The sequence below is a fragment of the Alsobacter ponti genome (assembly GCF_024294805.1).
Classification (GTDB): Bacteria; Pseudomonadota; Alphaproteobacteria; order Rhizobiales; family Beijerinckiaceae; genus Alsobacter; species Alsobacter ponti.
The window spans coordinates 178,093-198,694 of the sequence record NZ_JANCLU010000008.1; the positions used below are offsets into that span (position 1 = coordinate 178,093).

19 protein-coding genes and 1 tRNA gene are annotated in these 20,602 nt (G+C 71.3%); 12 read left to right on the plus strand and 8 right to left on the minus strand.

Annotated elements, in window-relative coordinates; translation table 11 throughout:
* Positions 1–242: 242 nt before the first annotated feature.
* Together rpmB and NK718_RS10570 are read left to right on the plus strand one after the other, a co-directional pair.
* The gene (gene rpmB / locus NK718_RS10565; protein ID WP_254741532.1) at positions 243–536 is read left to right on the plus strand and encodes a 50S ribosomal protein L28; all 294 of its coding nucleotides are present in this window, start codon (positions 243–245) and stop codon (positions 534–536) included.
* 137 nt (positions 537–673) lie between these two features.
* Positions 674–1,279, plus strand: coding sequence for a queuosine precursor transporter (locus NK718_RS10570; RefSeq protein ID WP_254741535.1), 606 nt, complete (start codon positions 674–676; stop codon positions 1,277–1,279).
* Positions 1,280–1,281: 2 nt separating this feature from the next.
* On the opposite strand, the gene NK718_RS10575 is transcribed toward NK718_RS10570, so the two are convergent.
* The 4 genes from NK718_RS10575 to NK718_RS10590 form a co-directional block, all read right to left on the minus strand.
* Entirely contained in the window at positions 1,282–2,307 is a 1,026-nt protein-coding gene (locus tag NK718_RS10575) for an esterase-like activity of phytase family protein (RefSeq protein ID WP_254741537.1), read from the minus strand.
* Positions 2,304–4,202, minus strand: a complete 1,899-nt coding sequence (gene cobT / locus NK718_RS10580; RefSeq protein ID WP_256515538.1) for a cobaltochelatase subunit CobT — start codon at positions 4,200–4,202, stop codon at positions 2,304–2,306. The genes NK718_RS10575 and cobT overlap by 4 nt, the downstream gene beginning before the upstream one ends.
* A 28-nt stretch (positions 4,203–4,230) precedes the next feature.
* On the minus strand, positions 4,231–5,208 hold the full coding sequence (cobS, locus tag NK718_RS10585; protein WP_371877264.1) for a cobaltochelatase subunit CobS: 978 nt from the start codon (positions 5,206–5,208) through the stop codon (positions 4,231–4,233).
* A 177-nt stretch (positions 5,209–5,385) separates the two neighbouring features.
* Positions 5,386–6,018 carry a J domain-containing protein gene (locus tag NK718_RS10590; protein WP_254741546.1) on the minus strand — a complete coding sequence of 211 codons (633 nt, stop codon included), beginning with the start codon at positions 6,016–6,018 and terminating at the stop codon, positions 5,386–5,388.
* A 114-nt stretch (positions 6,019–6,132) separates the two neighbouring features.
* Here NK718_RS10590 and NK718_RS10595 point away from each other — a divergent pair, with 114 nt between their 5' ends.
* The 3 genes from NK718_RS10595 (at position 6,133) to NK718_RS10605 (ending at position 7,505) form a co-directional block, all read left to right on the plus strand.
* Positions 6,133–6,402, plus strand: coding sequence for a BolA family protein (locus NK718_RS10595; protein WP_254741549.1), 270 nt, complete (start codon positions 6,133–6,135; stop codon positions 6,400–6,402).
* A gap of 104 nt (positions 6,403–6,506) precedes the next feature.
* Entirely contained in the window at positions 6,507–7,049 is a 543-nt protein-coding gene (locus NK718_RS10600) for an HdeD family acid-resistance protein (RefSeq protein ID WP_254741551.1), read from the plus strand.
* A 270-nt stretch (positions 7,050–7,319) separates the two neighbouring features.
* The gene (locus NK718_RS10605; RefSeq protein ID WP_254741553.1) at positions 7,320–7,505 is read left to right on the plus strand and encodes a Flp family type IVb pilin; all 186 of its coding nucleotides are present in this window, start codon (positions 7,320–7,322) and stop codon (positions 7,503–7,505) included.
* Between the two features lie 137 nt (positions 7,506–7,642).
* Here NK718_RS10605 and NK718_RS10610 read toward each other — a convergent pair whose 3' ends face one another.
* Positions 7,643–8,884, minus strand: coding sequence for a polysaccharide biosynthesis/export family protein (locus NK718_RS10610; RefSeq protein ID WP_254741555.1), 1,242 nt, complete (start codon positions 8,882–8,884; stop codon positions 7,643–7,645).
* A 570-nt stretch (positions 8,885–9,454) separates the two neighbouring features.
* On the opposite strand from NK718_RS10610, the gene NK718_RS10615 reads away from it, so the two are divergent.
* A complete protein-coding gene (locus tag NK718_RS10615) occupies positions 9,455–9,727 on the plus strand; it encodes a hypothetical protein (protein ID WP_254741557.1) in 273 nt (90 codons plus the stop codon).
* A gap of 83 nt (positions 9,728–9,810) precedes the next feature.
* On the opposite strand, the gene NK718_RS10620 is transcribed toward NK718_RS10615, so the two are convergent.
* On the minus strand, positions 9,811–10,392 hold the full coding sequence (locus NK718_RS10620) for a BA14K family protein (protein WP_254741559.1): 582 nt from the start codon (positions 10,390–10,392) through the stop codon (positions 9,811–9,813).
* Between the two features lie 233 nt (positions 10,393–10,625).
* On the opposite strand from NK718_RS10620, the gene NK718_RS10625 reads away from it, so the two are divergent.
* A complete protein-coding gene (locus tag NK718_RS10625) occupies positions 10,626–13,250 on the plus strand; it encodes a hybrid sensor histidine kinase/response regulator (protein ID WP_254741561.1) in 2,625 nt (874 codons plus the stop codon).
* Between the two features lie 30 nt (positions 13,251–13,280).
* On the opposite strand, the gene NK718_RS10630 is transcribed toward NK718_RS10625, so the two are convergent.
* On the minus strand, positions 13,281–13,568 hold the full coding sequence (locus NK718_RS10630) for a hypothetical protein (RefSeq protein WP_254741563.1): 288 nt from the start codon (positions 13,566–13,568) through the stop codon (positions 13,281–13,283).
* 188 nt (positions 13,569–13,756) lie between these two features.
* Between NK718_RS10630 and NK718_RS10635 the strand changes: the two genes are divergently transcribed.
* The 5 genes from NK718_RS10635 to NK718_RS10655 all read left to right on the plus strand — a co-directional run bounded on the left by NK718_RS10635 (position 13,757) and on the right by NK718_RS10655 (position 20,299).
* Entirely contained in the window at positions 13,757–14,194 is a 438-nt protein-coding gene (locus NK718_RS10635; RefSeq protein WP_254741565.1) for a translation initiation factor 2, read from the plus strand.
* 784 nt (positions 14,195–14,978) lie between these two features.
* A complete protein-coding gene (locus tag NK718_RS10640; RefSeq protein WP_254741567.1) occupies positions 14,979–15,803 on the plus strand; it encodes a putative universal stress family protein in 825 nt (274 codons plus the stop codon).
* A 98-nt stretch (positions 15,804–15,901) separates the two neighbouring features.
* Positions 15,902–18,514: an ABC transporter transmembrane domain-containing protein gene (locus tag NK718_RS10645; protein WP_254741569.1), complete on the plus strand. Its 2,613-nt coding sequence runs from the start codon at positions 15,902–15,904 to the stop codon at positions 18,512–18,514.
* A 14-nt stretch (positions 18,515–18,528) separates the two neighbouring features.
* Positions 18,529–18,993: a Crp/Fnr family transcriptional regulator gene (locus NK718_RS10650; protein ID WP_254741572.1), complete on the plus strand. Its 465-nt coding sequence runs from the start codon at positions 18,529–18,531 to the stop codon at positions 18,991–18,993.
* A 112-nt stretch (positions 18,994–19,105) separates the two neighbouring features.
* The gene (locus NK718_RS10655) at positions 19,106–20,299 is read left to right on the plus strand and encodes an acetyltransferase domain-containing protein (RefSeq protein ID WP_254741574.1); all 1,194 of its coding nucleotides are present in this window, start codon (positions 19,106–19,108) and stop codon (positions 20,297–20,299) included.
* Positions 20,300–20,353: 54 nt separating this feature from the next.
* On the opposite strand, the gene NK718_RS10660 is transcribed toward NK718_RS10655, so the two are convergent.
* A tRNA-Arg gene (locus NK718_RS10660) sits at positions 20,354–20,430 on the minus strand.
* Between the last annotated feature and the right edge of the window lie 172 nt (positions 20,431–20,602).

Below are 20,602 nucleotides of genomic sequence, written 5' to 3' on the forward strand. Positions count from 1 at the left end.
TCAAGGCGCGACACTGTGACAGATTCGTCATCGCCCGCGAGGGGCGCGCGCGCGGCGCATCGCCTCGGCATCGGCTTGACGCTCCGGGCGGGCTCCACTATAGACCACGCACCATTCAATGCTGCGTGGTTCATGGACGGCGGCCTCGGCCGCCATCTCTGTTTCGGCCCATCCGTTTCGCAGGTCGCCCGCCGGGCGGCGGGGACGAAGCCGGAGCCACGGACACGAGAAGGATAACGGCGATGGCTCGTCGGTGTGAACTGACCGGAAAAGGCGTGCAGACGGGCAACCTCGTCAGCCATTCCAACCGCAAGACGAAGCGGCGCTTCCTGCCCAACCTGTTCAACGTGACGCTGCAGTCGGACGCGCTGGACCGCTCGGTGCGGCTGCGCGTGTCGGCGAACGCGCTGCGCTCGGTGGAGCACCGCGGCGGCCTCGACGCGTTCCTCGCCAAGGCGCACGAGGACGAGCTGTCGCAGGGCGCGCGCGAGCTGAAGCGCGAGATCGCCAAGAAGACGGCCGCTCCCGCGGCCTGAACGGCCCGCGCCGAAACGACGTGAAGACCTCGCCCTCGCGGCGGGGTTTTTCGTTTGCGCGGCGCGTTGCGGTGTCGACGGCGCTTGCGCGCCTTGTGAGTGTGAACGGCGCTCGTGCGCCGGTGCAGGAGGTCCCCATGCTGTCGACGGTGCGGGTTCTGGCGCTGCCGGTGCTGGCCATGACGCTGATCGTCGTGGCCTCGAACGTGCTCGTGCAGCACCCGATCCCGTGGTTCGGGCTCGAGGACTATTTGACCTGGGGCGCGCTGACCTACCCGGTCTCGTTCCTCGTCACCGACCTCACCAACCGGCGCTACGGCGTCGGCACGGCGCGCCGCCTCGTCGTGGTCGGCTTCGTCATCGCCGTCGTGCTGTCGATTGCGCTGGCGACGCCGCGCATCGCGCTCGCCTCCGGCACGGCCTTCCTGGTCGGCCAGCTCCTCGACGTGACGGTGTTCAACCGGCTGCGCCGCGACGTATGGTGGCACGCGCCGCTGGCCGGCAGCCTGGTCGGCTCGGCGCTCGACACGGCCCTGTTCTTCTCCATCGCCTTCGCCGGCATCCCGGCCATGTCCGGGCTCGTCAACTTCGCCGGCTTCCAGGTGCCGCTGTGGACCAGCCTGGCGATGGCCGATTTCGGCGTGAAGGTCACCATCGCGCTGCTGGCGCTGATCCCCTACGGGGCGCTGCTCAACGTGGTGCTGCCGGTGGAATCGCTGCGCCGCCCCGCCGCCGCGCGCTGAAGTCAGGCCGCCGGCGTCCCGGCGAGGCGGAACTGCAGCAGCACGGTCTTCTGCAGCAGGAAGAAATTGTCGTCCGAAATGAGCGTCAGCACGACGCCGCGCGCGTCGGAGTGGACGGCGAGCCCCTCCATGTTGTCGATGCGCGCCGGCGAGCCCAGCTCCAGCAGAGTGGGGCCGTCGAGCAGCGCGCCGGGGCGCACCGCCGAGCCCTCGACGCGGCGGATGCGCATCCCCCAGCCCGACAGCCAGCCGAGCCGGCGCTCCAGGATCAGCAGGTCGCCCGAGGGCAGGAAGGCGGCGTCGGTGACGTCGTAGCCGCCGCGCCGCGCCACGGTGAAGCGGCCGCCCGGGCCGGTGACGAACCAGCCGCGCGTCGGCGTGTCGTCGCCGGGGTCGGAGCGCTCGGCGATGGCGATCACGGAGCCGGCCAGCGGGCCGAGCGGCACCACGGCGACCGCCTCGAAGCTCTGGTTTTCTGGCAGCGTCTTCACCTCGGCCGGCAGCGGCATGACCTCGCCGCGCGCGGCGAGCCCGTCGCGGCCGATGGGGAAGCGCAGCACCTCGTGGACGCCCTCGATGCCGACATAGGCCATGCCGCGCCAGATGGTCAGGCTCTCGGTGTCGCGGCGGCGGCTGCGCGGCAAAGCGCGGCCGCCCGGCCCCTGCATCGGCGCGACGCGCGCGTCGGCCAGCGCGCGGGGGCGGCCGTTCTCGGTGACGAGCGTGCCGGCGACCCAGTAGCCGCGGTCGGAGAGCGCCAGCAGGCCGCGTCCGTCCGGGTCCATGAACAGGCCGGAGAGGCCGCCGAAGTCGCGGCTGTCGGAGGTGAGCACCAGCCCGCCGAGGAACTCGACGCGGCCGAGCCCGCCGACGCCCAGCTCCTCGAACGGCGCGGCGCGCACCGTGATGGGCACCTCGTCGATGGCGTGCGGCGGCCGGTTGCGCGCGATGGCGACGCTTAAGCCCGCCGCCGAGAGCGCGCCGCCGGCGGCCAGCGCCAGGACGCGGCGGCGGCTGAAGCGGCTCATGCCCGGCCGGCGACGCGCCGGACCGGCGCCGCGCGGACGGGCGTGATCTTGTCGTCGAACAATTCGGCCAGCTTCTCGGTCATCGCCCCGCCCAGCTCCTCGGCGTCGACGATGGTGACGGCGCGCCGGTAGTAGCGCGTGACGTCGTGGCCGATGCCGATGGCGATCAGCTCGACCGGCGAGCGGGTCTCGATGTCCTCGATGATCCAGCGCAGATGCCGCTCGAGGTAGTTGCCCGGGTTGACCGACAGCGTGCTGTCGTCGACCGGCGCGCCGTCGGAGATCATCATCAGGATCTTGCGCTGCTCCGGCCGCGCCAGCAGGCGCTTGTGCGCCCAGTCCAGCGCCTCGCCGTCGATGTTCTCCTTGAGCAGGCCCTCGCGCATCATCAGGCCGAGGTTCTTGCGCGCCCGCCGCCACGGCGCGTCGGCGGACTTGTAGACGATGTGGCGCAAATCGTTGAGCCGGCCGGGATTGGCCGGCTTGCCGGCCTGCAGCCACGCCTCGCGCGACTGGCCGCCCTTCCACGCCCGCGTGGTGAAGCCGAGGATCTCGACCTTGACGCCGCAGCGCTCCAGCGTGCGGGCGAGGATGTCGGCGCAGGTCGCCGCCACTGTGATCGGCCGGCCGCGCATCGAGCCCGAGTTGTCGAGCAGAAGCGTCACCACCGTGTCGCGGAAATTGGTGTCCTTCTCGCGCTTGAACGACAGCGGCTGGTAGGGGTCCATGACGATGCGCGGCAGGCGCGCCGGGTCGAGCGTGCCTTCCTCGAGGTCGAACTCCCAGGCGCGGTTCTGCTGCGCCATCAGGCGGCGCTGCAGCCGGTTGGCGAGCCGCGCCACGACGCCCTGGAGGTGGCCGAGCTGCTTGTCGAGATAGGCGCGCAGGCGCGTCAGCTCGTCGGGGTCGCACAGCTCCTCGGCCCCGACCATCTCGTCGAACTTCTCGGTGAAGCGCTTGTAGTCCGGCCCGCGCGCGTCGCGCGCGCTGGAGGGCGGCGGACGCCACGCCTCGGCGGCCTCGTCGCCGTCGGCCTCCTCGCTCTCCTCCGGCATCTCGCCGGTGGGCCCATCCTCGGTCTCGGAGGCGCCTTCCTCCATCTCCTCGGTGGCGTCCTCGGAGCGCTCGGCCTCGGCGCGCTCGGAGGCGGACTGCTCCTGCGCCTCGCCCTCCTGCGATTCCTGGTCCTGGCTCTGCTCGGACTGGTCCTCGCTCTCGTCGCTGTCGTCGCCCTCGACGTTGGAGTCCTGCGCCATGTCGAGGCTGACCAAAAGGTCGCGCACGGAGCGGGCGAAGTTGCGCTGGTCCTCCAGCGAGTCGCCGAGCCGGTCGAGCTCCTTGCCGGCCTTCTCCTCGATCCACGGCCGCCACAGATCGACGATGCGCTGGGCGGCGCGCGGCGGGCGCAGCCCGGTCATGCGCTCGCGCGCGATCATCGCCACGGCGTCCTCGATGGGGGCGTCGGCGCGGTCGGTGATCTCGTGGTAGGCGCCGCGGTGGTAGCGGTCCTCCAGCATGGCGGAGAGGTTGCCGGCCACGCCGGCCATGCGGCGCGAGCCGATGGCCTCGACGCGCGCCTGCTCCACGGCGTCGTAGACGGCGCGGGCCTGCTGCCCCTCCGGCGCCATGCGGCGATGCACGCCGGCGTCGTGGCAGGCGAGCCGGAGCGCCATGGAATCGGCGTGGCCGCGCACCACGGCGGCGTCGCCGGGGTTCATCTTGCGCGGCGGCTCGGGCAGGCGCGCCCGGTCCGGCGTCAGGGCCGGGCGATCGGCGGCGAAGGTCACCTCCAGCTCGGGCTGGCGGGCGATGGCGCGCAGGCACGAGGCCACCGACCGCTTGAACGGCTCGACGGGCGACTCCTTGGGCTGGGCTGGCTTGCGGTTGCTGCTCATCACGGACGCGCGCGCGCGGTCTCCCGGGTCACGACAGGGCGACGTTGACGGCGCTCTCCGGCAGCTCCTGCCCGAAGCAGCGCTGGTAGAACTCCGCCACCAGCGGCCGCTCCAGCTCGTCGCACTTGTTCAGGAAGGTGAGCCGGAAGGCGAAGCCGAGGTCCTTGAAGATGTCGGCGTTCTCGGCCCAGGTGATCACCGTGCGCGGGCTCATCACGGTCGACAGGTCACCGTTGATGAAGGCGTTGCGGGTGAGGTCGGCGACGCGCACCATCTTGCTGACGATGTCGCGGCCTTCCTTGCCGGTGTAGTGCTTGGCCTTGGCCAGCACGATGTCGACTTCCTTGTCGTGCGGCAGGTAGTTCAGCGTGGTGACGATCGACCAGCGGTCCATCTGGCCCTGGTTGATCTGCTGCGTGCCGTGATAGAGGCCCGAGGTGTCGCCGAGGCCCACCGTGTTGGCGGTGGCGAACAGGCGGAACGCCGGGTGCGGGCGGATGACGCGCTTCTGGTCCAGCAGCGTCAGCTTGCCGGAGACCTCCAGCACGCGCTGGATCACGAACATCACGTCCGGGCGGCCGGCGTCGTACTCGTCGAAGCACAGCGCGATGTTGTTTTGCAGCGCCCAGGGCAGGATGCCGTCCTGGAACTCGGTCACCTGCTTGCCGTCCTTCAGCACGATCGCGTCCTTGCCGACGAGGTCGATGCGCGAGACGTGGCTGTCGAGGTTGATGCGGATGCACGGCCAGTTGAGCCGGGCGGCGACCTGCTCGATATGGGTCGACTTGCCGGTGCCGTGATAGCCGGTGACCATGACGCGGCGGTTCTTGGCGAACCCGGCGAGGATGGCGAGCGTCGTCGCCTTGTCGAACAGGTAGTCGGGATCGAGGTCCGGCACGTGGGCGTCCCGCTCGGAATAGGCGGGGACCTCCATGTCGGTGTCGATTCCGAACAGCTGCCGCGCGGACACCTTCCTGTCGGGCAGGCCGGCCACCGGCGAATTCATCGCAGACATGCAACCTCTCAAGACTCGGCGGGGCCAAGGCCCCAATGCGACGGCGGTCACCGGGCGTGACCCGAGGCGTCGCTTCCCGGGCCATCAATAAAAGACTGCACGCGCCCGCGCAATTCTCACGGGCTCAATGCAGCGCCGCGCGCGGACGGGGGCGGCCGCTTCCCGCCTTCAGGCGCGGCCGGCCGCTTTCAGCGTGTTGTAGGCGTTGATGACGTCGCGCAGGCGGTCCTCGAACGAGCGGTCGCCGCCATTGGCGTCGGGGTGGACCTGCTTCACCAGCGCCTTGTAGCGCGCCTTCACCTCGGCCGGGGGCGCGGTGTCCTCCAGGCCCAGCGTCTCGTAGGCGCGGCGGGCGACGGGGCCGACGCTGGGGCGCGGCGGCTGCGGCTCGGTGGCGGCGCGCCCGGCGAAGCCGGCGGCGCGGAACACGCCGAGCGGATCGTCGTAGACGAAGGCTTCGCCGGCGTGCGCCGGGCCCTCGGGCCGCCGTCCGCCGCCTGCCGTCCCCATCTGCCAGGTCGGGCGATGGCCGATCACCGCCTCCTTCTGGTAGGCGGCGATGGCCGCGTCGCTCATGCCGTTGAAATAATTGTAGCTCTGGTTGTAGGCGCGCACGTGCTCCAGGCAGAAGCGGAAATACTGGCCTTCCTGCCCGCGCCCCTTCGGCGCGCGATGCTCCCCGAGCGCGGCGCAGCCGGGATGCTCGCAACCCGGCGCGTCCGGCGCGTCCGGCGCGACGCCGGCGGCGGCCCGGCGCGGCCGGGAGCGGATTTTGTCGAAGAGTCGCGAGTTGAGATTCATGACCGCCGCATTATGAGTCCCCGAGGTCGGGCCGCAAGGGCCCGAAGACAAGAACGCCTCAGCCGCGACGACGACGCATAGCCGCGTCCGGCTCCGATCCGAAAAGGTGACCCCATGTCCGTGAAGGCCGCGATAACCCGCAAACTCGGCGAGGCGCTCGCGCCGCTTTCCCTCTCCGTGGTGGACGATTCCGAACGTCACCATGGCCACGCCGGATGGCGGGAGGGAGGCGAAACCCACTTCAGCGTCAACGTAGTGTCGGCGGCGTTCGCGGGCAAGAGCCGGGTCGACCGCCACCGCATGGTCAACGCCCTGCTCGCCGAGGAGCTGGCCGGCCGCGTCCACGCCTTGGCGATCACCGCCAAGGCGCCGGGCGAGCCGTAGGGCCTCGCTCCTCGCGTTATCCCCCTCGCCCCTTGCGCGCCGGGGCTGGCCAGCGCGCGCCGGCGGGGCCATGCTGCGCCGGGAATATCGAGAAGGAGCCTCGCATGGCGGACGGGATGGCGGAACGCAATCCGTGGTGGCCGATGGGCCTGGGCGCGACGCTGATCGTGCTGGCGCTGGTGTGCGTGTGGCGGGCGTTCCTCTCGCCGGCCGACAACATGGTGCTGATCGGCGTGCTGATGCTGGTGGCCGGCGGCGCGGAGGGGCTGCACGCCGTGTTCGGGCGCGAGTGGCGCGACTTCGTCACCGATCTCGCGCCGGGGCTGCTCTACGTGCTCGTCGGCGGCACCATCCTGGCGAGCCCGCTGTCGGGCGCGTTCGTGCTGACGCTGGTGATGGCCGCCGCCTTCGTCACCGGCGTGGTGTGGCGCATCGCCGTCAGCCTGCGGGACGAGCGCCCGGGCGGCTGGACGATGCTGGCCGTCGCCGCCGTCGTCACCCTGGTCGTGTGGGGCCTGCTGGTGTGGGCTTGGCCGGCCTCGGCGCGCTGGGTGCTGGGGGCGGTCGCGGCGGCCGGGCTGCTGGTCGCCGGCATCGGCTGGATCCGCCGCGGCATGGCCGCCCGCGCGGAGCACGAGACACTGTAGAGCTCCCGCTAAACGCCGGCTCCCGAGAGCGATTGAGCCCAAGCCGGCGGGCTGTCCCCGCGTGCAGAAGAGGGGACAGCATCGGCGCAGGAAGACATTAATCTTTCCCGTCAACCGGCCGTAAACTCTGATTCCAGGGCTCGTTAGTGTAGTAATGTGGTTGTACAACTCTCGGTAATAATTGGGGGCTAAAGCTCTTGCACACGGGGCTGGCAAACAGATGAACATCAGGCCAGCAGCCCCGGCGGTCCAAAGACAGGAGCTACACCCATGACGTCCATGATCAAGCGCTTCATCCGCAACGAGTCCGGCGCCACCGCCATCGAGTACGGCCTCATCGCCGCCATCATCGGCGTCGGCCTCATCGTGTCGATGCAGGCTCTGCGCGACAACCTGAACACCACCTTCACGAACGTCGGCACGGCCGTCGCGGGCGCGAACGCCACCGCTCCCTGATCCGCGCTCGGGTCTGCCTGAGCTGACGTCATGGCTCCTGGCCGATCGGCCGGGGGCCATCGACGTCGCCAACGAAAACGGACGACCCGGGCCTCCGGGTCGTCCGTTTTTATTTGGGCTTTATTGTCGACGGCTCGCTACTGCGCGCGCATCGCCTCGACCGGAGCCATCGGCAGGGCGACGTCGATCACATCCCCCGGTTGCAGTTCGGTGCTCTCGTCGGCCTGCAATTTCTGGCTCTGGCCGTCCTGGTCCTTGCGGTAGAGCACGACGTCGGGCGCCTCGCCCTTGCCGCGCACGAGCTGCGACTTGATCGCGCCGGTGTAGAGCAGCTTCTCGGCCACAGCCTCCAGCCGCGAGCGCGTCGCCGCCAGCTTGACGTTGACGTCCTGCACCTCGGTGAGGATGTCGAGCCGCCGCTGGTCGTCGACCTTGGCGATCTGGCGGCCGATTTCCTCGACCTGCCGCTCGCTCTGGCTGCGCTGGACGGTGGTCTGCAACCACTGGGTCGCCGAGAGCAGGCTGTTGCGCCGCGCTTCGGTCATCCGCATCATCGGCACCGTGCCCTTGGCCAGCAGGTCGCGCACCCGGTCGGCCTCGCGGCGGTCGGCCTCGACGCCCTCGGCTTCCTTGTCCTGCCGGTCCGCCAGCAGGTTCACCTGCTCCTCGGCCTGCTTCTTGGTCGCCTCCAGGAACGCCTTTTCCTTCGACACGTCGCCGGTGCGCACGCGCAGCTGCTCGGCCTCGATCTCGGCGATCTGCTCGGCGACCTTTTCGGGGATCGGGGCTTCCAGGCCGACGGACTTGGGCATCTCCGTCCGCCCGTCCAGCTCCGCCTGCAGGCGCGCGATGCGCGTCTGGCCCTTGGCGAAGTCGAGCCACAGCGAGTCGTATTCGGAGCGCAGGTCCGCCGCCTCGAGGAAGGGATTGCTCATGCGGAAGCGCATGATGTCGAAGCCGCCGGCCAGCGCGATGGCCTGGCGCACCGTCAGTCCGGGGCGGAAGGTCTGTTCGCCGGGCTTGGCGACGTCGCCGCGCAGATAGATGGGGCGGTACTCGACGATGCTGACCGTCACCTCCTCGGAGATGATCTGCACCGAGACGGTCCGCCCTTCCGGCGTGCGCTGCTGGTAGATGCGGGTGGGGAGAATGGTGCGCAGCGTGTCGCGCGCCTCGGTCAGCGGCATCCCCGCCACCTTGAGCTGGCCGATGAGCGGATAGGAGATTTCGCCGTCGACGCTCACCGGCACGCGCTGGCGCAGCTCGGGAACGCCCGCCACGGCGATCTCCAGCACGTCGCCGGTCTGGATGCGGTACTGGGCGCTCGCGCCCGACACGCCGGCAAGCCAGCCGGCCAGCGCCAGCGTGGAAACGGCCATCAGGCCGGGGCGGCGCCGACCCGGCTGTCGCAGGACAGATTTCAAGGCTTCATCCCTCTCGCGTGATGCGGGTCAACGCCGGCGCGCCGCCACGGTTCCGCCGCGCCGCGCCGCACCGCGAAATCTTGTGCGACGCACCATGAATCGCCGGAGCCGGAAATTGGTTGCGAACGCACCCGTTTCGGGCGTTTTCCGCCATGCTTTCTGTGCAAGGCTGAGTTGAAGGGCGATTTTCGAGCCGTTTCGTGCCGAAAACGGCGAAGTGGCTGAACGGCGGTTTGGCGTCGAATTGGTCACCCCCAGCCGCTGCGGGAGGCGACTTCCTGCCGATTCCGCCCGATCCCGACGCATAACGACGCGGAAACAGTCACAGTGGCCTGAAATCTCGCCACCGGCGATGCTGCGACGCAAAAATACGCGTCTTAAGTGTTTCGCAACTGCGAAAAGAACTAGACTTGCCGCAAGAGATCGAACCCGAGCGGCGGTTCTCGTCCCGGTCCGGTCTCCCCGAAACGCCACCGGGCGCGACGGGCGCAAGAAACGACAACTCTCGACTTGGGGATTACACCAATGACCACCCTGACTTATTCCGCGACGTCCGTCGCTTCCGCTTCCGACGCCGGCTCGCTGCTGTCGCGCCTCGCCGCGCGATTCTCGGCGGTCCTGCGCGCCATCGACGACTCCATCGTCGACCGCCGCATCGCCCGCTGCCTCGCCCGCAACGGCGGCGTCATGACCGACGACATCGAGCGCCAGCTCGGCTGGATCGCGGACGGCATCGCCCCCGAGCAGACCCGCGCCCTCGACGCCGCCGCCATCGGCGTGCTGATGCTGCGCGGCTGAGCGCGCCCGGCGTTCACTGCCGAGGGGAGATCATTTTCCGGCGCCGGGGCCTGTCTCCGGCGCTTTTTCGTGCGCGGCGCGGCTCAGCGCGTCTTGCACTCCCGGACCTTGCCGTCGAACGTGCGGTAGGTCTGCGTCGCGGCGTCGTAGCTCTTGTAGCGCTGGCAGCCGGCCGAGCCGCGGGCCGAGCCGCGGTCGATCACGGCCGGCGCGTCGTCGCCCGCCGAAGCGACGTCGACCGCCTCGCGCGTCAGCAGCGGCGGCTGCGCCTCCGCCGAGCGCGACGGCTTGACGATCTCCAGCTTGGCCGAGGGCCGGGCCGGCGGCAGAACCGAGGGCGTCTGGTCATAGGCGCTGGCGGCGGCCGGCACCGGGCCGGGCGACGGAGCGAGCGGGGCGGGGATCGCGCGCGGCGCGGGCTTCTCGGGCTTCTGGAGCGAGGCGGTGGCGGAGGGCGCAACGGAGGTCGATGCGGGGGACTTGGCCGGCATCGGCGCGACGACGACGGCCTGCGGCGCGCGGGCCGGCGCGGCGGCCGACGGCGGCGTGGCCTTCTCGGGCTGCGCGGCCCCGTCCTGTCGCAGGTAGTAGCTGGCCGCGACCACGATCGGCGCGACGATGGCGACGCCGCCGATCAGCCTCGCGAGTGCCGGTACGTTGATCATGCATCTCCGCCGGGTTGCGTCCGCCGCGCCGGCTTACCCGCCCGGCGGCCCCGATTCAATCTTCAAACATTAACACGTCGCGGGGCGAAGCGCAGCCTCGCAGCGATTCGGCGGCCGACGGCCCCCCGCCCGACGCGGAATTGCGTTTTCCGGCGCGCGCCCGCGTGCTTTAGTCGCGCCGGGTTTTTCGATCACGAGACGAGACTTTGGTTGCGCGAGTGAAGCCGCCCGGATTGTCGACGCGCGCCCGGCTCGTGATGCTGGTCACGGCGGCGTTGATGCCCGCCGTGCTGTTCATCGCCTGGCTGGCGGTGCGCTACACCGCCGACGAGCAGGGCCGCCACCGCGCCCAGGCGCTCGCCCTGTCCCAGCAGGTCTCGACCGCCGTGGACCGCGAGATCGTCGCGCTGCAGGCGGCGCTGGAGGCGCTGGCCACCTCGCCGGCGCTGCAGGACGGCAACCTCGCCGCCTTCGACGCGCAGGCGCGGCGCGTGCTGCAGTTCCGCGGCAGCTTCGTGGCGATGCGCGAGCGCTCGGCCCAGCAGGTCATCAACACCGGCCTGCCGTTCGGCACGAAGCTGCCGGTGTCGCGCGACCCGGTGGTGCTCGGCGTCGACCGCGAGGTGTTCGCGACCCAGCGGATCGTCGTGTCGGACCTCTATGTCGGCGCGGCCACCGGCCTCAAGCTGGTGCTGATCGCCGCGCCGGTCGTGATCGGCGGCGAGGTGCGCTACTCGCTCAACATCGCGCTCGACCCCGCCCGCCTCGCCGACATCCTCATCGCCCAGGCCCCCTCGCCGGAGTGGACCGTCGCCATTGTCGACAAGCGCGACCGCATCGTCGCGCGCAACCGCCTGCACGAGCGCTTCCTCGGCAGCGAGGCGACGCCCTCGATGCGCGAGAGCACGGCGAAAGGCGACCGCGGCGCCTGGATGGGCGTGACGCTGGAGGGCACGACGACGGTGAGCGCCTTCACCCGCTCCCCGCTGACCGGCTGGCGCATCGCCGTCGGCGTGCCGCAGGAGGTCATCGACGCGCCGCGCCGCCAGCTCGCCTCCATCCTCGGCGCGTGGGCGGCCGCCGCGCTGGCGCTGTCCATCCTGCTGGCCGGGTTCTTCGCGCGCTTCGTCGAGCGCCCCCTGGAGCGGCTCACCCGCGCCGCGCGCGAGCTGGGCGAGGGCGACACGGTGACGCCGATCGCCACCGGGCTGCGCGAGGCCGACGCGGTGGGCGACGCGCTCGCCGACGCCTCCGCCCTCATCCTGCGCCGCGAGGAGGATCTGCGCGAGGCGCAGCGGGCGCTGCACGAGGCCAACGCGGCGCTGCAGCGGCGGGTCGACGAGCGCACCGCCGACCGCGACCGTCTGTGGCGGCTCTCCACCGACCTGATGGTGGTGCACCGGCCGGACGGCGTCATCGTCGCGGCCAATCCGGCGTGGACGGCGACGCTCGGCTGGAGCGAGGGCGAGCTGGTCGGCGCCTCGCTCTACGACTTCTTCGACCCCGCCGACGCGGCGCGCACCCGCGAGCGCGTCGACGGCATGGAGCGGCCGGGGGGCTCGGACCGCTTCGAGGCGCGCTGCCGCGGCCGCGACGGCTCCTGGCGCTGGCTCGCCTGGACGGCGACCGAGGGCAACGGCCTGATCCACGGCGTGGCGCGCGACGTCACCGCCGAGAAGATCGCCACCGAGGAGCTGGAGCGCGCCCAGGCGGCGCTGCGCCAGTCGCAGAAGATGGAGGCAGTGGGCCAGCTCACCGGCGGCATCGCGCACGACTTCAACAACCTGCTGCAGGCGGTGTCCGGCCAGCTCGAACTGATCCGCCGCCAGGCCGGCGAGGCGACGCGGGTGCGCCGCTGGGCGGACAACGGCCTGCAGGCGGTGGAGCGCGGCACGCGCCTCACCGCGCAATTGCTGGCCTTCTCCCGCATCCAGCGGCTGGAGCTGCGCCCGGTGGTGGTCTCGGAGCTGGTCGGCGGCATGCGCGACCTGCTGGCCCAGACTCTCGGGCCGATGATCGTCATCCGCGCCGACATCGCCGCGCCCGGCGTCGCGGTGCTGGCCGACGCGACGCAGCTCGAGCTGGCGCTGCTCAACCTCGCCATCAACGCCCGCGACGCCATGCCGGAGGGCGGCGCGCTGACCATTTCGACCGCGCTGTGCCGCGTCGCCGACGATCCCGAGCTGAAGCCGGGCGACTATCTCGAGCTGCGCGTCGCCGACACCGGCGCGGGCATGACGGCCGAGGTCGCGGCGCGCGCCTTCGATCCGTTCTTCACCACCAAGGGCGTCGGCAAGGGCACGGGCCTGGGGCTCAGCCAGGTCTACGGGCTGGCGCGGCAGGCGGGCGGCACGGCGCGCATCGACACCCGGCCCGGGCGCGGCACCACCGTGTCGCTGATCCTGCCCGTCGCGGCCCAGGGCGCGCCGGCCGAGCCGCCGCCGGCGCGGACCGAGCCGACTTCCGCCGAAGCCGGCGACGGCGCGCGCGTGCTGGTGATCGACGACGACCACGACGTGCGCGCCTGGCTCGTCGAATCGCTGACCGAACTCGGCTACCGGCCGGAGGAGGCCGAGGACGGGCCGTCCGGGCTGGCGCTGCTGCGCAAGCGGCGGCCGGACCTCGTGGTGCTGGACTTCGCCATGCCGGGCATGACCGGCGCGGAAGTCGCGCGCATCGTGCGGCAGGAGGACGCCACGCTGCCGATCATCCTCGCCACCGGCTATGCCGACACGGCCGCGCTCTCCACCGTGCTCGGCCCCGGCACGATCCTGCTGCGCAAGCCGTTCGGGCAGAGCGAGCTCGCCGCCGCCGTGCGGCGCATGCTGGATGCGGCGGCCAGCCAGGCGGCGCGCTGAGAGGCGGGTTCGGCCTCGCGACGAAACCCCTCAGAACGGCCGACGGCTGACCGGCTTGCACAGATAGCCGACCATGCAGGCCGAGCTGTCGCGGGTGCGCAGCCAGTCGGGCTGCGCCATCTCGCCCTGCGAGCAATAGGTCTGGTTGGCGACATAGCGGTCGTACACGAAGGGCCCGGTGCCGAGCACCAGCGCGCCGCTTCGGTTCACCAGAGCCTGCGCGTCGCGGCAGGTCATGGTCAGCGTGTCCGGCCGGCCCTGCGCGGCGGCCGACCCGGCTTCCGCCAGCAAGGCGAGCGCCAGCAGTGTCCGCTTCATCGCGGCGTCTCCCGTCATGGGGCGGTGTTGCGGGAACCGCCCTTCACCCGCCGCCCATACAAGCACGAGCGTGGGCGTGGCGCACGCCACGTTCGTGTCATCGTGTCCGGTGCAACCGCCGGTCCGTGGCGCGCGGCCGGGCGCGCGTGGGACTGTTCCGAAGGTTCCCACGGGAAGAGGCGATCGAGATGATGCGGAATATGGGCCTGGCGGCGGCGATGGGACTGGCGCTGGCGCTGGCCGGATGTGCGACGGTGACGCGCGGCACCACCAATCAGGTCACTTTCACCTCCGAGCCGAGCGGCGCGGAAGTCAAGACGTCGATCGGCCATGGCTGCACGACGCCGTGCACGATCGAGGTGCCGCGCAAGAGCGAGTTCGTCGCGACGTTCAGCCTGGAGGGGTACAAGCCGGCGCAGGTGCCGGTCGCGACGCGGGTCGCGGGAGCCGGCGCGGCCGGCTTTGCCGGCAACGTGCTGGTCGGCGGGTTGGTCGGCATGGGCGTCGACGCCGCCACGGGCGCGACCTACGAGCACTTCCCCAACCCGGTCTCTGCGACGCTCGACGCGGTGCAGTCCACCGTGAGGGGCAAGCCCAAGGCCAAGCGCGGCGTTCCGCAGGCCTGAGGCCGCTTGGGGGGTGCAGGCAGAGCCCGCTCCAGTCCCCTGCACGCCGCAGAGAAGCGCAAAATGCGGACGCCAGTCCGCCCCGTTCCCGGACCGGTGCAGCGAAGCGGAACCGGAGCCGGGACCCAGCGCAATATGTCGCGCGCAGCGCGTCCTGATGGAAAAGGCGGATAAGGCGCCGCTTCGCGGCACCATCCATGCGCTGGACCCCGGACACCCCTCCGCTCGCGCTGCGGGGTTCCGGGGACGGGCGGACTTTCGTCCGCCCTTTGGGCTTGGCGGGCGAATCCCGCCCTTGGGGCAGTGCTCCAGTTGTTCGGGAACGTGACCCGGACACGCGTCCGCCTCGAGCCGCGGCCCTGCGGGCCGCCCCGTTCCCGGACCGGTGCAGCGAAGCGGAACCGGAGCCGGGACCCAGCGCACGATGTCGCGCGCAGCGCGTCCTTGTGAAAAGGCTGATAAAGCGCCGCTTCGCGGCAACATCCATGCGCTGGGCCCCGGGCCTGCCTCCGCCAAAGGCTCCGGCATCCCGGGGACAGGCGGGCAGAGCCCGCGAACGCCAAGCGCGGCCATCCGCCCGCGAGCGCCGCGGTCGGCCGCTTGCCATTCGCGGCGGGCCGCCGGGCGATCCGTCGGGTTGGGCATTGCCTTCAAGCATTTAGCTTGTTGCGCTCAGCTTTGCGCAACGCCATCATGCGCCAGCCGCGCGGTCCGGCGCTCAGGGCGGGGGCGCTCCCCCTTTTTCCCTCGCGTCCCTTCCCGCCGCCGGCGGATGGGGGCATCCATGTCGCTTGTCGTTCTTGCCGCCGCCGACGGGGGGCCGCTGACGGCCCAGGTCGTCGAGACGGCGCTTCAGCTGCGGTCCGTGCTGGGCGGCTACTGCAAGGCGTTCCACGTCCGCGACCGCGGGGCCTACCTCCCCACCGCCTTCGGACTGGCCGAGGGACCGGCGGTGTTCGACGAGCAATGGGCGGGCGACCTCGACGAACGGGCCGAGCACGCGGCGCGCGTCTGGGCCGAGCGCAACACGGCCGGCGACGACGCCGTGTTCCATGACGTCAACGGCGAGGAGACCGGGGTGCTTGTCGCGAACGCGCGGGTCAGCGACATCGCCGTGGTGGCGCGGCCCGGGTCGGATGTGGCGCGGCCGGAGCCCGGCTACGTCAACGGGCTCGTGTTCGAGAGCGGGCGGCCGATCCTCGTCGTTCCGCCGACCGTGTCGCCGCGCTGGATGGAAGACGGGCTGATCGTCTGGAACGGCTCCGCGCAGGCGGCGCGGGCGGTCGGGGCGGCTCTGCCGCTGCTGCGCCGCGCCCGCCGCGTGCGGGTGGTGTCGTTCGGCCGCGAGACGAGCCGCGCCCCCACCGGCGCGCTGGTCTCCTACCTGTCGCGCCACGGCATCGCGGCGGAGGCCGCCGGCGTCGACCCCGGCGGGGTCACCTCGCGCGGCCGCGGGCGGGCGGTCGTCAACTACGCCTTCGAGACCGGGACGGGCTTCACCGTGATGGGGGCGTATGGCGAGCAGGGGCTGATGAGCTTCCTGGGGCTCGGCGCCGCCACCGCCAAGGTCATCACCGGCACGCGCGTGCCGCTGCTGCTGGCCCACTAGAACCGCCGCCGGTTCATCCGCGGGGCCGTCTGGACAGACGCGTCCCTCTTGACCATTCTGGCGGGCCCGGACCGGGCCGACGCGCGGGACCGAGCCTGATGGAGAAGAACCTCTTCCGGTACATCTGGCGCCACAGCGCCCGCGAGCAGCTGGTCATCCTGGCCATCGTGCTGGTGTCGATGGTGTTCTATTTCCTGTCGCTCGACCTGCCGCGAACCATCGTCAACGACGCCATCCAGGGCCGCGCCTACGGGGCCGCGCCGACGAAGACGGTGCTGGTCTGGAAGCTGTCGCTGCCCGCCTTCCTCGGCGGCGGCGAGACGGTGCTGTTCTCGGGCGTCGACATGACGCGCATGCAGTATCTGTTCGCGCTGAGCGGATTGTTCCTGCTGCTGGTGATCGTCAACGGCGCGTTCAAATACGTCATCAACGTGCGCAAGGGCGCGCTGGGCGAGCGCGTGCTGCAGCGCATGCGCTCCGACCTGTTCGCCCAGCTGGTGCGCTTCACGCCCGAGCAGTTCCGCAACGTCAAGGCCTCCGAGGCCGCGACGATGATCAAGGACGAGGTGGAGCCGGTCGGCGGCTTCGTCGGCGACGCCTTCATCCAGCCCGTGTTTCTCGGCGGGCAGGCGCTGACGGCGATGGCGTTCATCCTGCTCCAGAGCGTGCCGCTCGGCCTCATCGCCGGCGGCATCGTGCTGGTGCAGGCGCTGGTGATCCCCAAGCTGCGCCGCGAGCAGCTGCGGCTCGGCAAGCAGCGCCAGTTGCAGTCGCGCGCGCTGGCCGGCGCGGTGGGCGAGGTGGTCGACAGCATCGCCGCGGTGCAGGACGCCGGGGCCGTCGCCTACGAGCAGTATCGCATCGACCGGCGGCTGGAGACGCTCTACCAGATCCGTTTCGCGCTCTACAATCGCAAGTTCGTCGTCAAGTTTCTCAACAACTTCCTCGCCCAGATCACGCCGTTCCTGTTCTACCTGGTGGGCGGCTACTACGCGCTGACCGGCTCGCTCGACATCGGCCAGCTCGTCGCCGTCATCGCTGCCTATCGCGACCTGCCGCCGCCCGTGAAGGAGCTGATCGACTGGGACCAGCAGCGCATGGACGTCGACATCAAGTACGAGCAGGTCGTCGAGCAGTTCACGGCGGAGTCCCCGCCCGTGCCGCTGGAGGGCGACGACGAGATCCGCCTGCTCTCCGGCACTCTGGACGTCAAGCAGTTGCAGGTCGTCGACGCCCGCAACGCCGTGCTGCTGGAGCCGACGACGCTGAGCCTCAACCTGCCCTGCCACGCCGTGTTCCTGGCCCAGGGCGGCGACGCCGCCGACCTCGTCGCCCGCGCCATCGGCGCGCAGATCACCCGCTACGCCGGGCAGGTGCAGATCGCCGGGCACACCATGGCGCTCGCTCCCCTGCGCGAGCGCGGCCGCCGCCTCGGCTTCGTCGACCGCAACCCGATCATCTTCAACGCCACCATCCGCGCCAACCTGCTCTACGCGCTCAACCAGCGCCGTCCGGAGCGGCCGACGGAGGACGACGAGGCGTGGATCGACTTCGAGGCCGCCGGGGCGAGGGACGCCGAGGACCTCGACCGCCGGCTCGTCGAGGCGCTGGAATGCGTGGGGCTCGCCGACGGCATCTACCAGATGGGCCTCAACGCCCCCATCGACGCGGCCCGCTACCCGGATCTGCCGGACGCCATCGCGCGGGCGCGGCCGGTGGTGCGCGAGGTGCTGGCGGCGCGCGGCGCGGCGGAGTTCGTCGAGAGCTTCGACCCGCAGCTCTACAACCGCAACGCCACGCTCGGCGAGAACCTGCTGTTCGGCGTGCCGCGCGGCAAGCGCACCGTGCTCGACCTCGTCACCGGCCCGGAGATGGCGCCGCTGCTGGCCGCCGGCGGGCTGATCGACCGCTTCGTCGACATCGGGCGGAAGATCGCGGAGATCACGGTTGAAATCTTCTCCGACCTGCCGCCGGGAAGCATCCTGTTCGAGCGGTTCTCGTTCATCGCCTCCGAGGACCTGCCGGTGTTCCGCGACATCCTGGCGCGGGCCGGCGGCGGCTCGGGCGAGCAGGCGGCGGCCGACCGCCGCGCGCTGCTGGGCGTGGCTCTGCCCTATATCGAGTCGCGCCACCGCCTCGACCTCGTCGACGGCGAGCTGGAGGCGCGCATCGTCGCGGCGCGGCGCGACCTCATGCGTGCGCTCACCGCGCGCGGCTCCAAGGAAATCGAGTTCTACGATCCCGAGCATTACTGCAGCCTCGCCTCGATCCAGGACAATCTGCTGTTCGGGCGCATCTCCTTCGGCGCGGCGGGCGCCGGCGCGGAGGTGATGGCGGCGATCCGCGACACCAGCGCGCGCTTCGGGCTGGAGCTGGCGATCCTGCGCGTCGGCCTCGACTCGCCGGCCGGCTATGCCGGCAAGCTGCTATCGCCCTACCAGCGCGCCGCCATCAGCGTCGCCCGCGACATCGTCAAGTCGCCCGACGTGCTGGTGCTGAACGAGGTGACGCTGGGCGGCAGCGAGGCGGAGATGCAGGAGATCGTCGCCCGCATCCGCGCCCGCATGGCCGGCCGTACGCTGATCCTGGTGACGCGCTCCGAGCAGATGGCGCGCGGCTTCGACGCGCGCGCCGTGTTCTCCGGCCAGCGCCTCGTCTCCTTCTCCGCCGGCGCGCCGCTGCCCGCCGAGCCCGTTTCGCAGATCGCCTGAGGACGTTTCGACAGATGGGCATTGAATCCGAAATCCAGTCGCTCCAGTCCATTCCCATGTTCCGCGACGTCGAGACGGCACGGCTGAAGCTGATCGCCTTCACCTCGATGCGGCTGACCGTGCTGCCGGGCCGCGACCTGTTCACCCAGGGCCAGGTGTCGGATAGCGCCTACATCATCCTGGAGGGCGAGGCCGACGTGCTGCTGCAGAACGCGTCGGGCGGGCGGGTCATCGCGCAGCTCGGCAAGAACGCGCTGGTCGGCGACATGGGCGTCATCCTCGGCGAGCCGCGCTCCGCCACCATCCGCGCCGCGACGCGGCTGGAGGTGATGCAGATCCCGCGCGAGAACTTCCTCTCGCTGGCCTGCGACATGCCGAGCATCGCGCTCTCCGTGATGCGCGAGCTGGCCCGCCGCGTGCAGGCGGGCAACATCCGCATCGCCGAGCTGATGCAGCAGGTGGAGCAGGCGCGGGGCTAGCGCCGCGCGCCGGCCGGCGGTTTGATCTGACGCATGGCGGGCGGAGTTGCGGGGTTGCACGCTATATTTGCGCCCCGGCCTCACGCGACGGGGCGCACCCGGAGGCGTGCCCATGGACGCTGCGTCGCCCCTGTCCTCCACCGCCGCGCCGGCCGCGACCGCGCATGCGCGGCTGACCAGCATCGACATGGTGCGCGGCCTCGCCATCGTGCTGATGGCGCTCGACCACACGCGCGACTTCTTCGGGGCGAGCGGCCAGAACCCCCGCGACGTCACCGACGCGGCTTTGTTCCTGACGCGCTGGGCGACGCATTTCTGCGCGCCGACCTTCATCATGCTCGCCGGCGTCTCCGCCTTCCTCTACGGGTCGCATGGCCGCGCCCCGGGCGAGGTCAGCCGCTTCCTGCTCACGCGCGGGCTGTGGATCGTCTTCGTCGAGTTCACCTTCGTGAATTTCGGCTGGAACCTGACGCTGACGAGCGGGCTATTCGTCGCGCAGGTGATGTGGGCGATCGGCGTGTCGATGATCGTGCTGGCCGGGCTCGTCCACCTGCCGCGCGCCGCCGTGGCGGCGGTCGCCGTGGCGCTGATCGCCGGCCATAACCTGCTCGACGGCATCCGGCCGGAGGCGCTAGGGCCGCTCGCCTTCGCGTGGACGCTGCTGCACGTTCCGGGAAAGCTGCAACTCGCTCCGGGCGTCGAGCTGCTCGTCGTCTATCCGCTCGTGCCGTGGCCGGGGGTGATGGCGCTGGGCTATGCCGTCGGCCCCGTCTTCAAGGCCGATCCGGCCCGCCGGAGGGCCCTCCTGCTCGGCGCGGGGGCGGCGCTGCTGGCCGGCTTCGTGGCGCTGCGGGCGAGCAATCTCTATGGCGACCCGCAGCCCTGGCGTCACGGCGACACGGCGCTGCAAACGGCTTTGTCCTTCCTCGACTGCGAGAAATACCCGCCCTCGCTGCTCTATCTGGCGATGACGCTGGGGCCGGCCTTCATCCTGCTGGCGCTGAGCGAGGGGGCGCGCGGCCGGCTGGCGGACACGCTCACCATGTTCGGGCGCGTGCCGTTCCTGTTCTACGTCGTCCACCTGCCGGTGATCCACCTGCTCGCCGTGGCGATGGCATGGCTCACGGTGGGCGAGACGGGCTGGCTGATCGGCGCGTTCGTGCCGCCCAAGCCGCCGGGCTACGGCCTCGGCCTGCCGGGCGTCTACGCCGTCTGGCTCGCGGTGCTCGCCCTGATGTACCCGTTGTGCCGCCGCTTCGCGGACCTGAAGTCCCGACGCCACGACTGGTGGCTGAGCTACCTCTGATCCAGCCGCCGCCGTTGCGGCGGCGCGCGAAACAGGGCAGCAATGCCGAGAAACTGGCGATCCCGGGATGACTCGAACATCCGACCTACGGTTTAGGAAACCGCCGCTCTATCCGGCTGAGCTACGGGACCGCACGGGCGTGCATTTAGCACGCGGGGGGCGCGGCTTCCAGAGGGGCGGGTGGCTTGCAGCCCTGGCGGCGGCGGCGCTGGCGGCGTTCGCCGGGCCGGGGCTCGCGGCCGGGCCGGGCGACGCCATGGCGGCCTGCGCGCGCGAGGCCAGGGACATCGGCCCCGTGCGCGT

Bases quoted from the DNA above. Each gene is read 5' to 3' on its own strand.
- NK718_RS10635 (WP_254741565.1), top strand. From the start codon at position 13,757: ATGATGCGGAATATGGGCCTGGCGGCGGCGATGGGACTGGCGCTGGCG.
- NK718_RS10615 (WP_254741557.1), top strand. From the start codon at position 9,455: ATGACCACCCTGACTTATTCCGCGACGTCCGTCGCTTCCGCTTCCGAC.
- cobT (WP_256515538.1), bottom strand. From the start codon at position 4,202: ATGAGCAGCAACCGCAAGCCAGCCCAGCCCAAGGAGTCGCCCGTCGAG.
- NK718_RS10590 (WP_254741546.1), bottom strand. From the start codon at position 6,018: ATGAATCTCAACTCGCGACTCTTCGACAAAATCCGCTCCCGGCCGCGC.
- NK718_RS10570 (WP_254741535.1), top strand. From the start codon at position 674: ATGCTGTCGACGGTGCGGGTTCTGGCGCTGCCGGTGCTGGCCATGACG.
- NK718_RS10620 (WP_254741559.1), bottom strand. From the start codon at position 10,392: ATGATCAACGTACCGGCACTCGCGAGGCTGATCGGCGGCGTCGCCATC.
- NK718_RS10645 (WP_254741569.1), top strand. From the start codon at position 15,902: ATGGAGAAGAACCTCTTCCGGTACATCTGGCGCCACAGCGCCCGCGAG.
- NK718_RS10595 (WP_254741549.1), top strand. From the start codon at position 6,133: ATGTCCGTGAAGGCCGCGATAACCCGCAAACTCGGCGAGGCGCTCGCG.
- cobS (WP_371877264.1), bottom strand. From the start codon at position 5,208: ATGAATTCGCCGGTGGCCGGCCTGCCCGACAGGAAGGTGTCCGCGCGG.
- NK718_RS10630 (WP_254741563.1), bottom strand. From the start codon at position 13,568: ATGAAGCGGACACTGCTGGCGCTCGCCTTGCTGGCGGAAGCCGGGTCG.
- NK718_RS10605 (WP_254741553.1), top strand. From the start codon at position 7,320: ATGACGTCCATGATCAAGCGCTTCATCCGCAACGAGTCCGGCGCCACC.
- NK718_RS10575 (WP_254741537.1), bottom strand. From the start codon at position 2,307: ATGAGCCGCTTCAGCCGCCGCCGCGTCCTGGCGCTGGCCGCCGGCGGC.
- NK718_RS10655 (WP_254741574.1), top strand. From the start codon at position 19,106: ATGGACGCTGCGTCGCCCCTGTCCTCCACCGCCGCGCCGGCCGCGACC.
- NK718_RS10600 (WP_254741551.1), top strand. From the start codon at position 6,507: ATGGCGGACGGGATGGCGGAACGCAATCCGTGGTGGCCGATGGGCCTG.
- rpmB (WP_254741532.1), top strand. From the start codon at position 243: ATGGCTCGTCGGTGTGAACTGACCGGAAAAGGCGTGCAGACGGGCAAC.
- NK718_RS10610 (WP_254741555.1), bottom strand. From the start codon at position 8,884: ATGGCCGTTTCCACGCTGGCGCTGGCCGGCTGGCTTGCCGGCGTGTCG.
- NK718_RS10650 (WP_254741572.1), top strand. From the start codon at position 18,529: ATGGGCATTGAATCCGAAATCCAGTCGCTCCAGTCCATTCCCATGTTC.
- NK718_RS10640 (WP_254741567.1), top strand. From the start codon at position 14,979: ATGTCGCTTGTCGTTCTTGCCGCCGCCGACGGGGGGCCGCTGACGGCC.